The organism is Oceanisphaera arctica (genome assembly GCF_002936955.1).
GTDB classification, from domain to species: Bacteria; Pseudomonadota; Gammaproteobacteria; order Enterobacterales; family Aeromonadaceae; genus Oceanimonas; species Oceanimonas arctica.
The window spans coordinates 36655-51161 of record NZ_MPZM01000019.1 but is presented as its reverse complement, the minus strand read 5'-3'; the positions used below and the strand labels follow the sequence as shown (position 1 = coordinate 51161).

Below are 14507 nucleotides of genomic sequence, written 5' to 3'. Positions count from 1 at the left end.
GGTCAAACTGCCGGCCGGGGTGGAGCTGGATGATCTGATCCAGGCCGGCATGGTGGGGCTGCTGGATGCCCGCGGGCGTTTTGACAGCGCCGCCGGGGCCAGCTTTGCCACCTTTGCCAGCCAGCGTATTCGCGGCGCCATGATTGACGAGCTGCGCACCCGTGACTGGCTGCCGCGCAGCGTGCGACGCAGCGGCCGGGCGGTGGATGCCTGCGTGCGCCAGCTGGAGCAGCGGTTGGGACGGCCACCGGAAGAGCGGGAAATTGCCGCCGAGCTGGGCATCAGCCTGCGGGACTATCAGCAGTTACTCAGCGACACCAACAATGGCCAGTTAATGCCCTACGAAGAACTGGTCGCAAACCAGGGTGAGCCAGAAGCCGATGAGCAGGGGCCGGTGTCGCCCTTTGCTGCCGTGCTCGATACAGAGCAGCGTGAGCAGCTGATTGAAGCGATAGCCGCCCTGCCGGAGCGGGAGAAGCTATTGATGGCGCTGTATTATCAGGAAGAGCTGAATCTCAAGGAAATCGGTGCCGTACTCGGGGTGAGCGAGTCCCGGGTCTGCCAGCTGCACAGCCAGGCGGTCAGCCGGCTGCGGGCCAGGCTGATGGAGGCGGAATAGCCGTACACTTTCTATTATTACTCCTCTGTAAAAATAATTTGCATATTGGCATTATTATCATCGGCTAACATGGTATATACAATGGCGTTAATTAGTGTGAGGCCGGAGTTTTCTTGCCTGGCCCTTGTAGCCTACTGTATTAGCCCACTGTATTGGTGGAGCCGTTAATCATCAGGAGTAAGTAATGGACATGATCAAAACACGTGCCGCCGTCGCCTGGGAAGCTGGCAAACCGCTGAGCATCGAAGAAGTGGATCTGATGCCGCCGCAAAAAGGCGAAGTGCTGGTACGCATCGTCGCCACCGGTGTGTGTCACACCGATGCCTTTACCCTGTCTGGTGATGATCCTGAAGGTATCTTCCCGGCAATCCTCGGCCACGAAGGTGGCGGTATTGTCGAGGCGGTAGGCGAGGGCGTGACTACCCTGGAAGTGGGCGATCACGTGATCCCGTTGTACACCGCCGAGTGTGGCGAGTGTAAATTCTGTAAATCCGGCAAGACCAACCTGTGCCAGGCCGTACGCGCCACTCAGGGCCAGGGTCTGATGCCCGACGGCACCACCCGTTTCTTCAAGGACGGCAAGCCGATCTTCCATTACATGGGTTGCTCTACCTTCGCCGAGCGCACCGTGGTGCCGGAAATCTCCCTGGCCAAGATCAGCAAGGAAGCGCCGCTGGAGAAGGTCTGTCTGCTGGGTTGTGGCGTGACCACCGGCATGGGTGCGGTCAAGAACACCGCCAATGTGCAGGAAGGCGACACAGTCGCGGTATTCGGCCTGGGCGGTATCGGTCTGGCCGTTATCATCGGCGCCGCCATGGCCAAGGCCAGCCGCATCATTGCCATCGACATCAACGAAGACAAGTTCGATATCGCCAAGCAGCTGGGTGCGACCGAGTGCATCAACCCCAACAACTACGACAAGCCGATTCAGGACGTGATTGTCGAACTGACCGACGGCGGCGTGGATTACTCCTTCGAGTGTATCGGTAACGTCAAGGTGATGCGTTCCGCGCTGGAATGCTGCCACAAGGGTTGGGGCGAGTCGGTTATCATCGGTGTTGCCGGTGCCGGCCAGGAAATCTCTACCCGTCCGTTCCAGCTGGTTACCGGCCGTGTATGGCGCGGCAGTGCCTTCGGTGGCGTTAAAGGCCGCTCTCAGCTGCCGGGCATCGTCGAGCAGTACCTGAACGGCGAGTTCGAACTGGATACCTTCATCACCCACACCATGGGTCTGGAAGACATCAATCATGCCTTCGACCTGATGCATGAAGGCAAGTCGATCCGCTCTGTGATCCATTTCGACAAATAAAGCCGCTTCCAACGCCGCGCTCAACATACAGCGCGAATGTAGTAGCTGCTTCAGCTGCTAAATCCTGCGAAGCAGGATCTGGTGCACAGGTTTTTATTCTGGCCACCAAATGTTGTGGCTTCGCCACATTGCACAGCTGAAGCAGTGCCTACAGGTGTGCTGTAGCAGACATACAGCGCGAATGTAGTAGCTGCTTCAGCTGCTAAATCCTGCGAAGCAGGATCTGGTGCACAGGTTTTCATTCTGGCCACCAAATGTTGTGGCTTCGCCACATTGCACAGCTGAAGCAGTGCCTACAGCGGTCTTTTTGTTTAAAGGAGCTTTCATGCAAATTGTTCAAGAACAAAAGAGCTTCGGCGGTCGTCAAATCCGCTATCAGCACGAGTCCAGCAGCCTTAATTGCAGCATGCAGTTTTCGGTGTTTCTGCCGCCCCAGGCAGAGCAGGGCCCGGTGCCGGCCGTTTACTGGCTGTCGGGTCTGACCTGCAGCGACGAGAACTTTTCCAGCAAGGCGGGTGCCCAGCGGGTGGCGGCCGAACTTGGTTTGGCGCTGATCATCCCCGATACCAGCCCCCGTGGCGAAGGCGTGAGTGATGATGAAAATGCGGCTTACGACTTAGGCTTGGGGGCCGGCTTCTACGTCAACGCCACCCAGGCACCCTGGGATAAGCATTACCAGATGTACGACTATGTGCTGAGCGAATTGCCGGCGCTGGTTGAAGCCGAGCTGCCGCTGTCTGGCAAACGCGCCATCAGCGGTCATTCCATGGGTGGCCACGGTGCCCTGGTACTGGCGCTGCGTAACCCCGAGCGGTTTGTGTCGGTATCGGCGTTTTCGCCGATCACCAACCCCTGCGATTGCCCCTGGGGCCACAAGGCGCTGGGTGCCTATCTGGGTAACGACAGGCACGCCTGGGCCCGGTACGATGCCAGCCTGTTGCTGAAAGAGCATGGTAGCGCACTGCCCATGCTGGTAGATCAGGGCGAGGCCGACAACTTCCTGGCCGAGCAGCTCAAGCCCCAGGCGCTGGCTCAGGCCGCCGAGCAGGCCGGTGCAGATCTTACCCTGCGCATGCAGCCCGGTTACGACCACAGCTACTACTTTATCGCCAGTTTCATTGAAGACCATCTGCGTTTTCATGCCGAGCATCTGGCCAGCAACTAAGTATTCAGGCCCGGTCTTCACTGGGCCTTTTATCTATTCAACGCTCTTCCTCTACCCTGATCCATCGCAACGAATCCCTTCCGCGCTTCGGCTAAGCTCAATTCACGAGTTTCGCTGGACATCTATATGCCGAATATTCCCCGTCTTAGCCTGTTGATTTGTTGCCTGTGGCTGACCGCCTGTGAGCCGTCGGCAGACGATCGCTGGCTCGGCACCCTGGAGCGGGACCGCATCGAGCTGACCGCCACCGCCGCCGAGCTGGTACTGGAACAACCGGTGGCGGAGGGTGAGCGGGTCGCGGCAGGCACCCTGCTGGTGCGACTGGATGATGCCCGACAACAGCTGGAGGTCAGCCGCCAGCAGGCGCGGTTGCGTCAGGCCGAGGCCGGGCTGGCGCTGTTGCTGGCGGGAGCACGGGTCGAAGACATCAGCGCGGCCCGCGCCGAACTTTCCCAGTTGCAGGCACTGCTGCCGGAAGCCAGGCGCAATCTGGAGCGGATTCGCACCCTGGCATCCCGCAAGCTGGCCAGCCGGGCCGAGCTGGACAGAGTTCAGGCTAATCATGATCAGCTGAAGGCTCAGGCAGAGGCGGCCCGCCAGCGGCTGGAGAAAGCCACGACGGGTAACCGGGTCGAAGACATAGATGCCGCCCATGCGGCCCGGGATGCCATCCAGGCCGAACTGGCGCTGGCTCACTACCGGCTTGATGAACTGACAATTTACGCCAGTCGGCCCGGCATTCTGGAAACCCTGCCCTACCAGGTGGGGGACAGGGTTGCACCGGGCGCTGTGGTAGCGGTACTGCAGGCACAAGGGGCCCCTTATGCCCGACTTTATGTGCCGGCAAGCCACCGACTCGGGCTTAACATTGGCGACTCGTTTCGGGTCTGGGTGGATGGTATCGAGGCGCCTTATGATGGCCGGCTGAGCTGGATTGCCACCGAGCCGGCCTTTACGCCTTATTATGCCCTGACCGAAGGAGAGCGCAGTCGCTTGATGTATCTGGCCAGGGTGCAGTTACCGGATGCTGCCGCCAGCTTGCCGTCCGGCGTGCCGGCCCAGGCCTTGCCGGAGGCGAGCCATGACTGAACTGGCCATCCATACCCGTGGGCTGACGCGCAAATTCGGCGAGCTGGTGGCAGTCAACCAGCTGGACTTGACCATTCCCGCCGGCACCATCTTCGGTTTTCTCGGCCCCAACGGCAGTGGCAAGTCCACCTGCATCCGTATGCTCACCGGCCTCTTGCTGCCCAGCGCCGGCGAAATGACGGTGCTGGGGCTGGCGATGCCCGAACAGGCCGAGGCCCTGCGGCGCCGGGTCGGCTACATGACCCAGAGGTTTTCTCTCTATGACGACTTGTCAGTGCACGAAAACCTGGAATTTATCGCCCAGATCTACGGCCTGGGCGCGAAAGACAGCCGGGATCGTCTGCGCGAACTGCTGGGCACCTATGAGCTGAGTGCCTTTGCCGGTCGTTTCGCCGGCACCCTGAGCGGGGGGCAGAAGCAACGGCTGGCACTGGCCGCCGCCACCCTGCACAAACCGGATCTGTTGTTTCTCGACGAGCCGACCTCGGCGGTGGATCCGGAAAACCGGCGGGACTTCTGGGAGAAGTTGTTCGATCTGTGCGAGGCGGGCACCAGCATACTGGTGAGCAGCCACTATATGGACGAGGCGGAACGCTGCCACGGCCTGGCCATTCTGGAGAACGGCATCAAGCGCGCCGACGGCTCGCCGGAACAGTTGATGAACGGCATGGGTGTGACCGTGATGGAAGTGGCGGCCCCCGGTCTGCGCGAGCTGAAAACCCGGCTGCTGGCGCTGGATGAAGTGCGCTCCGCCGCCCAGCTGGGACTGAGATTACGGGTACTGGTGGACGGTGATATCACCGATCCGGTCGGCTGGCTGCGCCAACGGCTGTCGGAGCTGGCGACCGGGGCCGAGATAAACCGGGTGCGGCCCAACCTGGAAGATGTGTTTGTCAGTTGCACCGGGGGTCGGCAGCCATGAGCGAGGAGACAGCCATGAGCGGACAGGAAACAGCCATGAGCGGACAGGAAACAGCCATAAGCGTGAGGAGCAGTCATGAACCACAGTAAGCAGCCATGAGCGGATGGAAAAAGCCATGAGCAGCCTCCGGCGCATCAGGGCCATCACCCTCAAGGAGTTTCGTCAGCTGTCTCGAGACCGGCTCACCTTCGCCATGGTGGTGATGGTGCCGCTGCTCCAGCTGCTGCTGTTCGGCTATGCCATCAATACCAAGGTGCGGGATATTCCGGTGGCGCTGGTGGATCAGGCGGCGACCAGTCAGAGCCGGGAGCTGGTGGCCCGGATGGGGGCCAGCCAGTTGGTGGTCTTTACCGAGCGCTTTACTCACCCTCATGATGCCGAAACCGCCATTATTGCCGGTCGGGTGCGGGCGGCGCTGATCCTGCCCGCCGATCTCGAACGCCGCCGGCAGGACGGACGCCCCCGGGGCCAGTGGCTGGTGGATGGCACCGACACCCTGATTGCCAGCGCCATACTGCAGCTGGCCAGCCTGCCGGACGATCCCGGACTGAGCCGGCTCCGGGGCAACTTTGAGGTGACGCTGTTTTTCAATCCGGAGCGGCGGGCGGCAGTGAATATTATTCCGGGTCTGATCGGGGTGATTCTTACCATGACCATGGTGCTGTTTACCGCCTCGGCCATAGTACGAGAGCGGGAGCGGGGCAATCTGGAGCTGTTGATCACCACACCGGTGACGCCGATGGAGCTGATGATCGGCAAGATAGTTCCCTATGTGTTCGCCGGCCTGGTGCAGCTGGTGATCATCCTGAGCCTGGGTTTCTTTATCTTCGCGGTGCCGCTCAACGGCAGCCCGTTACAGCTGCTGCTGGCCACCCTGTTGTTTATCGCCGCCAGCCTGGTGCTGGGGCTGGTGATCTCCACCCTGGCCCAAAGCCAGCTGCAGGCGATGCAGATGACGGTGTTTGTGTTGATCCCCTCGATTTTGCTATCCGGCTTCATGTTTCCCTTTGATGGCATGCCGGTGGCAGCCCAGTGGCTGGCAGAGGGGCTGCCCGCCACCCATTACATGCGCCTGGCCCGGGGCATACTGCTGCGCGATGCCGACCTGATGGCGCTGGCGCCCGATGCCCTCTGGCTGGCCGGCTTTACCCTGCTGGGACTGCTGATGGCGGCGCGGCGCTTCAGAAAGCGGCTGGATTAAAAAATATTAAAATCAAGGAGAAAGGAGGGCGGGTTTTTCCGTTATGGGCTCTGTGTTAATATCCGCCGCGCCAAGTCGAATCGAATTGCGGCGCAATAGAAAATGGAAGCAAACATATCAGCATACTGAGAGCTGTAATTTAGGGGCGGTAGCGTGCCTGAAGCTTGTAATACAGCGTGTTTAATACGAAATTATAGAGAATAATAACTGATGAAAATTCTGATTACCGGTGGCGCCGGCTTTATCGGCTCGGCCGTGGTACGGCACATCATTAACCACACTCAGGATCGGGTGGTTAATCTGGATAAACTCACCTACGCCGGTAATCTGGAGTCGCTTAAATCCGTGTCCGATTCCCCCCGCTATTGCTTTGCGCAGCTGGATATCTGTGACCGGACCGGGCTGGATGCGCTGTTTGCCGAGCATCAGCCCGATGCAGTGATGCACCTGGCGGCAGAAAGCCATGTGGATAGATCCATTACCGGGCCGGCCGAGTTCATCAACACCAATATAGTAGGCACCTATACCCTGCTGGAGGCGGCCCGCCACTACTGGAACGAGCTGGATGACACCCGCAAGGCGGCGTTTCGCTTTCATCATATCTCTACCGACGAAGTCTATGGCGACTTGCACGGCACCGACGATCTGTTTACCGAAACCACCCCTTACGCGCCCAGCAGCCCCTATTCCGCCAGCAAGGCCAGCTCGGATCACCTGGTGCGAGCCTGGCAACGCACCTATGGCCTGCCCACGCTCATCACCAACTGCTCCAACAACTACGGCCCCTATCACTTTCCGGAAAAGTTGATCCCGCTGGTGATCCTTAATGCGCTGGAAGGCAAACCCCTGCCTATTTATGGCAAAGGCGACCAAATTCGTGACTGGCTTTATGTAGAAGATCACGCCCGGGCACTGTATGAAGTGGTGACCAAAGGCGAAGTGGGTGAAACCTATAACATTGGCGGCCACAACGAAAAGAAGAATATTGACGTAGTGCATGCCATTTGCGAACTGCTGGAAGAGTTGGTACCGGAAAACCCTAATTCCATGGCTGCTTACCGTCATTCCCGCACTTCTCCTAGTCATTCCCGCGAAGGCGGGAATCCACAAGGCAATCCAGAAGGTTTCAAAGGTTTGACTACCTATGTAACCGACCGTCCGGGGCACGACCTGCGTTATGCCATTGATGCCACCAAAATAGACAGCGAGTTGGGCTGGCAGCCACAGGAAAGCTTTGATAGCGGTATTCGCAAAACGGTGCACTGGTATTTGAATAACCGGGAATGGGTCGAAAATGTGCAAAGCGGCGCCTATCAAAACTGGATAAGCCAACAGTACGGAGCCGAATAATGCACATTTTGTTACTGGGTAAAAACGGCCAGGTGGGTTGGGAGCTGCAGCGGTCGCTTGCGCCGCTGGGTAAGCTGACCGCGCTGGATCGTCACGCCACCGACTATTGCGGTGACCTGGCTAATCCGGAAGGGCTTGCGAAAACCATTCGTGCGCTTAAGCCGGATGTAATTGTAAATGCTGCCGCCTATACCGCCGTCGACAAGGCTGAAAGCGAAGCCGGGCAGGCCAGACAAATCAACGCCGACAGCGTTGCCGTGCTGGCCCGGGAGGCCGAAGCGCTGGGCGCCTGGCTGGTGCACTATTCCACCGACTACGTATTCAACGGTGAAGGGGAGCAACCATGGCGAGAAACCGACGCCACCGACCCGCTCAACATCTATGGCGCCACCAAGCTGGCCGGAGAGCAGGCAATACAGCGCCATTGCTCTCGACATCTGATTTTTCGTACCAGCTGGGTATATGCTGTCCGGGGCAACAACTTTGCCAAAACCATGCTGCGCCTTGCCGGTGAGCGCAGTGAGCTGGGGGTGATAAACGATCAAATAGGTGCCCCCACCGGTGCCGAACTGATTGCCGATGTAACGGCTCATGCACTTTATCGTGCCATGGCACAACCAGAGCTGGCAGATCTGTATCATCTGGCGGCAGCAGGCGAAACCAGCTGGTACGACTATGCTGCCTTTGTCTTTGAGCAGGCTCGTCAGTCGGGTATTGAGCTGACATTGCAACAGCTGAACCCTATTCCTGCCAGCTCCTATCCCACACCGGCCCTGCGGCCAAGCAACTCACGGCTGAACTGCCACAAGCTGGAAACGTCCTTTGGCCTGCAGCTGCCCCATTGGCGGCAAGGGGTAGCACGTATGTTGAACGAAATTATGGAACAAAAACAATGAGTAAACGTAAAGGTATTATCCTGGCGGGCGGCTCCGGCACCCGGCTGTATCCGGTCACCATGACCGTTAGCAAACAGTTGCTGCCGGTGTATGACAAACCGATGATCTATTACCCGCTCAGCACCCTGATGCTGGCCGGCATCAAGGATATTTTGATCATCAGCACACCGCAGGATACCCCCCGTTTCGAGCAGCTGCTGGGCAATGGCAATCAGTGGGGGCTTAACCTGCAATATGCGGTGCAGCCAAGCCCGGATGGTCTGGCTCAGGCCTTTATCATCGGTGCCGACTTTATCGGTGACGACGACTGCGCTCTGGTGCTGGGCGATAACATCTTCTTTGGCCATAACCTGCAGCAAGAACTGGAGCAGGCCGGCCGCCAGACCAGTGGCGCCACCGTTTTTGCCTACCATGTGCAAGACCCGGAGCGTTATGGCGTGGTGGACTTCAACGACGATGGGCAGGCCCTGAGCCTGGAAGAAAAGCCCGAACAGCCCAAGAGCAACTATGCGGTAACCGGCCTGTATTTTTACGACAATCAGGTGATCGACATTGCCCGTAACATTAAGCCGTCTGCCCGGGGTGAGCTGGAAATTACCGACGTTAACAAAGTCTACCTGGAGCGGAATGAGCTGGCCGTGACCACCATGGGCCGCGGCTATGCCTGGCTGGACACCGGCACCCACGACAGCCTGATGGAAGCCGGCAGTTTTATCCAGACCATAGAGCACCGCCAGGGGTTGAAAGTGGCTTGCCCGGAAGAAATTGCCTACCGCAAGGGCTTTATCAACGCTGAGCAGGTACAAAAACTGGCCCAACCGTTAGCTAAAAATGCCTATGGTCAATATCTGTTGAACCTGATTAAACCGGGATACCGAGCATGAATGTAATAAAAACTACCATTCCCGATGTACTGATTTTAGAGCCGAAAGTATTTGGTGATGAGCGCGGCTTTTTTTTTGAGAGCTTTAACCAGCAACAGTTTGAACAAGCCATAGGCCGAAAAGTAAACTTTGTACAAGACAACCACTCCCGCTCAACAAAAGGAGTTTTACGTGGTCTGCATTATCAGATAAAGCAACCTCAAGGCAAGCTGGTGCGTTGCAGCTTGGGCGAAGTATTCGATGTGGCCGTGGATCTCCGTCGTTCTTCCCTCACTTTTGGCCAGTGGGTGGGTGTGCACCTGTCTGCCGAAAACAAGCGCCAGCTGTGGGTGCCAGAAGGCTTTGCACATGGCTTTGTAGTTCTTTCCGAAGTAGCAGAGTTCCTTTATAAAACCACCGATTATTACGCTCCTGACCACGAACGTTGTATTATCTGGAATGATCTTACTCTTGCTATTGATTGGTCACAGCAACAGCCTGCTTTGTCTACTAAGGACCGTCAGGGTTCACTGTTTTTACAGGCAGAATGCTTCGATTGATTATTCTATCTGGCCTTACACATAGTTTGTTGATTCGGAAGAAATTTGTTCCTTTCCCTCATGCTGTTGCTTGAAGGCACTTTTGGGTACACTAGCGGCTTTTTATTATGTGGGTATTCTTGTGAATCATCTTGTTGCGCTGCGCCGCTTCGGGCGCGACCTCTGGCAAAGCCGCGGACTCTTGCTCAGCTTAGCCAAAAACGATTTTCGTGCCCGCTACATGACCAACCAACTCGGCATGCTGTGGGCCTTTGTGCAGCCCAGCGTGCTGATCGCCATTTTCTGGTTTGTGTTTGAAGTGGGTTTCAAAAGCAAGCCGGTGGCCGACTTTCCCTTTATTCTGTGGCTGATCACCGGCATGGTGCCCTGGCTGTTTGTGGCCGAAAGTCTGCAAAGCGCCACCCAGTCGGTGCTGAACCACAGCTTTCTGGTCAAGAAAATCGTGTTTCGGGTGGCGCTGCTGCCGATGATCCAGATTATTTCGGCGCTGGTGATCCACCTGTTTTTTGTGGCAGTGATGCTGGCCATGTATCTGGGGTACGGCTACCGGCCCAGCCTTTACTGGTTGCAGATACCCTATTATTTGCTGGCTACCTTGGTGCTGGTGCAGGGCCTGAGCTGGCTGACCAGCGCCGTGGTGGTGTTTGTGCGCGATTTGGGCCAGCTGGTGGCCATGGTGGTGCAGTTTGGCTTCTGGTTGACACCGGTGTTCTGGTCTGTGGCCATGCTGCCCGAGCGCTTTCAGTCGTTGGTGCAACTCAACCCGATTTATTACCTGGTGGAGGGCTATCGTGACAGCCTGATCCACCAACAGTGGTTCTGGCAGCAACCGGGGCTGACCCTGCAGTTTTGGTTGATTACCGGCACCCTTTTTGTAACGGGGGCCCTGGTGTTTCGCAAGCTGCGGCCTCATTTTGCGGATGTGATCTGATGAACAGAAATACGGCAATCAGGGCACAGCATCTGGGCAAGCTGTTTCGCCTTTATCCCAGCCCGCGCGACCGGCTGAAAGAGGCGCTCAACCCCTTTGGCAAGCGGTATCACACCGAGTTTCATGCCTTGAGCGATGTCAGCTTCGAGGTGAAAAAGGGCGAGGTGGTGGGGGTGCTCGGCAACAACGGCGCCGGCAAGAGCACCCTGCTTAAAATCATTACCGGTGTACTCACCCCCAGCCAGGGGCGCGCCACCGTGCAGGGGCGGGTGTCGTCGCTGCTGGAGCTGGGCGCCGGCTTCAACCCCGACTACAGCGGGCTGGAAAACATCTATCTGCAGGGTACCCTGCTCGGCTACCGGCGCGAGCAAATGGCCGCCAGGCTCGACGACATTCTGGCCTTTGCCGATATTGGCGACTTTGTGCACCAGCCGGTGAAGATGTACAGCAGCGGCATGTTCGCCCGGCTGGCCTTTGCGGTGGCCATAAACGTGGATCCCGACGTGCTGATTGTGGACGAGGCGCTCAGCGTGGGCGATATGGCGTTCCAGGAAAAATGCATTCTGCGCATGAAGTCGATGATCCGCGACGACAGGGCGATTTTGTTTGTCAGCCACTCACTGCCCAGCATTCGCAATTTTTGCAACCGGGCCATCTGGCTGGAACGGGGTCGTCTGGTCATGGACGATGTGGCCCACAAGGTGTGCGATGCCTACGCCGAGGCGAGCCAGGCCGCAAACCGGGCACCGGTCGGGGCGCCGCGCCGGGCCGAGGGCGGCGACAGCACCATCACGGTGCTGGGTATGGAACTGGACCAGGCCGGCTACCGTACCGGCGACGATATAGAGGCTACCATTCGCCTGGCGTTCAACAAGCCTTGCGACGACTACGCCCTGGGGGTGCTGCTCTATAACGCCGAGGGGCGTATGGTGACCCTGTTCAATACCCTGCGTGACGATCTGTGCCTGACCGGCCGGCCCGGCACGGTGCGGCTGTGTATTCCCGACAACGATCTGGTGGCCGGCGATTACAGCGTTACCGTGGTGGTGTCTGATAATCAGGGTATGTTTTCTTACGACCGGCTGGATCAGGCCGCGCATTTTCGGGTTTCCCCCTTGCTATCGGCACAAAAGCTGCCGGTGGCCGAGGGAATGTTCCGTTGCAAGCACGAGTGGGAGTGGTGATGCTGTTTGGCAACTTGAGTACCCGGCTGTTTGTTCGGCCCGGGCTGAAAACATACAAGCTGATTGCGGTGCTTAGGGTACGCAACGAAAGCCTGATCATCGAAGATACCCTAGAGCACCTGAGCCGCTTTTGCGACGGTATTGTGGCCTTTGACGATGCCTCTACCGACAACACCGCCGAGCTGTTGGTCCGCCATCCGGCAGTACTGGCGCTGGTGCGCAACAAGAAATGGGCGCCTTCGGTGCAAGACCGGCTCAAGGCCGAAACCGAGCACCGCCGTTGCCTGATGGACCTGGCGGCCCGCTACCAGCCCGAGTGGCTGTTCTGCGCCGATGCCGACGAGCGCTATGTGGGTGATATTCGCGGCTTTGTTCACAGCGAGCAGGCCCTCGAGCTGGACGGGGTGCGGCTGTCGCTGTTCGACGCTTACATGACCCCCGATGACAGCGCTCCTTACCGCCGAGGCCCCCTGCTGGATTTTCGCCGTCATTTTGGGGTCGAACGACGCGATATTCTGATGCTGTTCCGGCTGTCGGCTGCTCCCCGTTTCGAGGGACTGGACCGGCGCGAGCCGGATCTGCCGCCCGCCGCCCGGGTGGCGGTGCGCTTTGCGGTGCAGCACTATGGCAAGGCCATTTCAGAATCCCAGTGGGAAGACACCTGCGACTATTACATCAATCACTTTCCTTACGAGCCTTATGGCAAGAAGTGGCAGGCCCGCAAGGGGCAGGCCATTCACCGGGGGGTGTCGGACTTTGACACCCCGCTTTACTCCTGGGGTGACGAGTTGTTCGCTCGGGCCCGATGCATTTATCCGCAGCCATGATCTCCGTTCTCGTTACCAACCAGTTCCTGCGCGATTTCACCGGTTCCGAGCTGGCCTGTCTTGATCTGGCCGGCGCCTTTTTGCGCCGGGGCTGGCTGGTGACTCTGGCCTGTTTTGAGCACGACGAGCCATTGGCGAGGCAGGTGCGGGAGCTGGGCATTGCCCCCGTGTTGCTGGACACCCTGGAGCCGGCGCATTTTGATCTGATCTGGGCTCATCATTTCACCACCCTGGACTATTGCCTGCTGGAGCTGGGGATCACCGCCGAGCGGGTTATTTTTTCTTCGTTGTCGCCCTATGAGCCGCTGGAGTCGCCACCCCTGTGTGCAGATCGGGTCAACCTGTTTCTGGCCAACTCGCCGGAAACCCGGGCCACCCTGCTCGAGATGGGGTTGGCGGCGGAGCGGGTGGCGCTGTTTTCCAACCCGGTCAGCGAGGCGTTTTTTGAGCACAGGCCTGGCCCGCCGGCCGAACGGCCCAGGCTGGCGCTGGTGTCCAACCATGTACCGCCTGAGCTGAAGGCGGCGTTGCCGCTGCTGGCCGAGCGGGGGGTGGAGGTAACCCTGTTTGGCAAGGAGGGGCGGTTTGAGCTGGTCACCCCCGCGCTGCTGGGGGAGTTTGACGGTGTGATCAGCATTGGGCGCACCGTGCAATACGGCTTGGCCATGGGCCTACCTGTGTTCTGTTATGACCACTTCGCCGGCCCCGGCTGGTTGAGCCCGGCAAACATTGAACGGGCGGCGGAGTACAATTTTTCCGGTCGCTGCTCGCCAACGGCACGTTCTGCGGCACAACTGGCCGACGCGCTGGTCGACGGTTTTGCCGTCGCCCGGCAGGTGGCTGACGGCTTTGTGGCCCTGGCCCGGGATCGTTATCATCTGGGAGAGTGTCTCACCGAGGTACTGAGCCGGGCCGAGCAACCGCCACTGCCACCGAGTACCGATTGTTATCGGGTCATTGCCCTGCGTCAGCGGGAATATATGCGCCGAGCCCGACAACCTCAAACGCTGCACACCAGGCTCTACATCGACCAGGGAGCCGGCTTTTGTGAGCAGCACCAGACGAGCCGCGAGCTGACACCGCCCTATGCCCGCACGAGGTTGCAGTTTGCCTTGCACGAAGCCGGACAGCAGGGGCAGGTGCGGGCGTTGCGGCTCGATCCGCTGGATGCCCCCTGTGTGGTGCGGCTGCGCTCTATGGTGCTGCTGCACAACGGCACCCGACAGGAGCTGGCCGCCCGAGTGACAAGCAATGCCCTGTGGCGGGAAGATGAGTGTTACTATTTTCTGACCCGGGATCCCCAGTGGTGGCTGACGGTGAGCGAGGCCGGTGTAACCGAACAGGCCTCGCTGGAAGTGGAACTGGAGTTTGTTGTCATGCATCAGCCCGCTATTGATTCCTGCCTGGCGCATCTGGAGCAGCAACAGCAGCAAGGCGCTGAGCAACTGAGCCAGTTGCAATATCACAATCGCGAGCTGGAAGCCGCGCTGCAACGTATGCAGGCTCACCCTGTGTGGCGCTGCCTGCGGGCTGTGCGTCGGCTGCTGGGCCGGTCATCCGGCGTAACCCGATAACTTATAACGATATTCAT

14 protein-coding genes are annotated in these 14507 nt (G+C 58.8%); all 14 read left to right on the top strand.

What is annotated here, in order from left to right:
• Positions 1–619, top strand: a 619-nt coding sequence (locus UN63_RS10115; protein WP_104486635.1) for an RNA polymerase sigma factor FliA, incomplete at its 5' end; no start/stop codon positions are given.
• Positions 620–803: 184 nt separating this feature from the next.
• Entirely contained in the window at positions 804–1928 is a 1125-nt protein-coding gene (locus UN63_RS10110; protein ID WP_104486634.1) for an S-(hydroxymethyl)glutathione dehydrogenase/class III alcohol dehydrogenase, read from the top strand.
• 325 nt (positions 1929–2253) lie between these two features.
• Complete coding sequence (fghA, locus tag UN63_RS10105; RefSeq protein WP_104486633.1) at positions 2254–3093, top strand: S-formylglutathione hydrolase; 840 nt, start codon at positions 2254–2256, stop codon at positions 3091–3093.
• 126 nt (positions 3094–3219) lie between these two features.
• Entirely contained in the window at positions 3220–4182 is a 963-nt protein-coding gene (locus UN63_RS10100; RefSeq protein ID WP_104486632.1) for an HlyD family secretion protein, read from the top strand.
• A complete protein-coding gene (locus UN63_RS10095) occupies positions 4175–5104 on the top strand; it encodes an ABC transporter ATP-binding protein (RefSeq protein WP_104486631.1) in 930 nt (309 codons plus the stop codon). Before UN63_RS10100 ends, UN63_RS10095 begins: the two co-directional genes overlap by 8 nt.
• Positions 5105–5219: 115 nt before the next feature.
• Positions 5220–6305: an ABC transporter permease gene (locus tag UN63_RS10090; RefSeq protein WP_104486640.1), complete on the top strand. Its 1086-nt coding sequence runs from the start codon at positions 5220–5222 to the stop codon at positions 6303–6305.
• A 210-nt stretch (positions 6306–6515) separates the two neighbouring features.
• On the top strand, positions 6516–7655 hold the full coding sequence (rfbB, locus tag UN63_RS10085) for a dTDP-glucose 4,6-dehydratase (protein ID WP_104486630.1): 1140 nt from the start codon (positions 6516–6518) through the stop codon (positions 7653–7655).
• Entirely contained in the window at positions 7655–8551 is an 897-nt protein-coding gene (gene rfbD / locus UN63_RS10080) for a dTDP-4-dehydrorhamnose reductase (protein WP_229793439.1), read from the top strand. Before rfbB ends, rfbD begins: the two co-directional genes overlap by 1 nt.
• Complete coding sequence (rfbA, locus tag UN63_RS10075; RefSeq protein WP_104486628.1) at positions 8548–9435, top strand: glucose-1-phosphate thymidylyltransferase RfbA; 888 nt, start codon at positions 8548–8550, stop codon at positions 9433–9435. The genes rfbD and rfbA overlap by 4 nt, the downstream gene beginning before the upstream one ends.
• The gene (gene rfbC / locus UN63_RS10070) at positions 9432–9974 is read left to right on the top strand and encodes a dTDP-4-dehydrorhamnose 3,5-epimerase (RefSeq protein ID WP_104486627.1); all 543 of its coding nucleotides are present in this window, start codon (positions 9432–9434) and stop codon (positions 9972–9974) included. The genes rfbA and rfbC overlap by 4 nt, the downstream gene beginning before the upstream one ends.
• A 121-nt stretch (positions 9975–10095) precedes the next feature.
• Complete coding sequence (locus tag UN63_RS10065) at positions 10096–10905, top strand: ABC transporter permease (RefSeq protein WP_104486639.1); 810 nt, start codon at positions 10096–10098, stop codon at positions 10903–10905.
• Complete coding sequence (locus UN63_RS10060) at positions 10905–12089, top strand: ABC transporter ATP-binding protein (RefSeq protein WP_104486626.1); 1185 nt, start codon at positions 10905–10907, stop codon at positions 12087–12089. Before UN63_RS10065 ends, UN63_RS10060 begins: the two co-directional genes overlap by 1 nt.
• On the top strand, positions 12065–12916 hold the full coding sequence (locus UN63_RS10055; RefSeq protein WP_146084737.1) for a glycosyltransferase family 2 protein: 852 nt from the start codon (positions 12065–12067) through the stop codon (positions 12914–12916). Before UN63_RS10060 ends, UN63_RS10055 begins: the two co-directional genes overlap by 25 nt.
• Positions 12913–14490 (top strand): glycosyltransferase family protein, encoded by a 1578-nt coding sequence (locus UN63_RS10050; protein ID WP_104486624.1) that lies wholly within the window; start codon positions 12913–12915, stop codon positions 14488–14490. Before UN63_RS10055 ends, UN63_RS10050 begins: the two co-directional genes overlap by 4 nt.
• Positions 14491–14507: the final 17 nt, after the last annotated feature.

Coding starts and splice junctions, on each gene's coding strand:
- UN63_RS10060 (WP_104486626.1), top strand. CDS start 10,905: ATGAACAGAAATACGGCAATCAGGGCACAGCATCTGGGCAAGCTGTTT.
- rfbB (WP_104486630.1), top strand. CDS start 6,516: ATGAAAATTCTGATTACCGGTGGCGCCGGCTTTATCGGCTCGGCCGTG.
- fghA (WP_104486633.1), top strand. CDS start 2,254: ATGCAAATTGTTCAAGAACAAAAGAGCTTCGGCGGTCGTCAAATCCGC.
- rfbC (WP_104486627.1), top strand. CDS start 9,432: ATGAATGTAATAAAAACTACCATTCCCGATGTACTGATTTTAGAGCCG.
- UN63_RS10050 (WP_104486624.1), top strand. CDS start 12,913: ATGATCTCCGTTCTCGTTACCAACCAGTTCCTGCGCGATTTCACCGGT.
- UN63_RS10100 (WP_104486632.1), top strand. CDS start 3,220: ATGCCGAATATTCCCCGTCTTAGCCTGTTGATTTGTTGCCTGTGGCTG.
- UN63_RS10110 (WP_104486634.1), top strand. CDS start 804: ATGGACATGATCAAAACACGTGCCGCCGTCGCCTGGGAAGCTGGCAAA.
- rfbD (WP_229793439.1), top strand. CDS start 7,655: ATGCACATTTTGTTACTGGGTAAAAACGGCCAGGTGGGTTGGGAGCTG.
- rfbA (WP_104486628.1), top strand. CDS start 8,548: ATGAGTAAACGTAAAGGTATTATCCTGGCGGGCGGCTCCGGCACCCGG.
- UN63_RS10090 (WP_104486640.1), top strand. CDS start 5,220: ATGAGCAGCCTCCGGCGCATCAGGGCCATCACCCTCAAGGAGTTTCGT.
- UN63_RS10095 (WP_104486631.1), top strand. CDS start 4,175: ATGACTGAACTGGCCATCCATACCCGTGGGCTGACGCGCAAATTCGGC.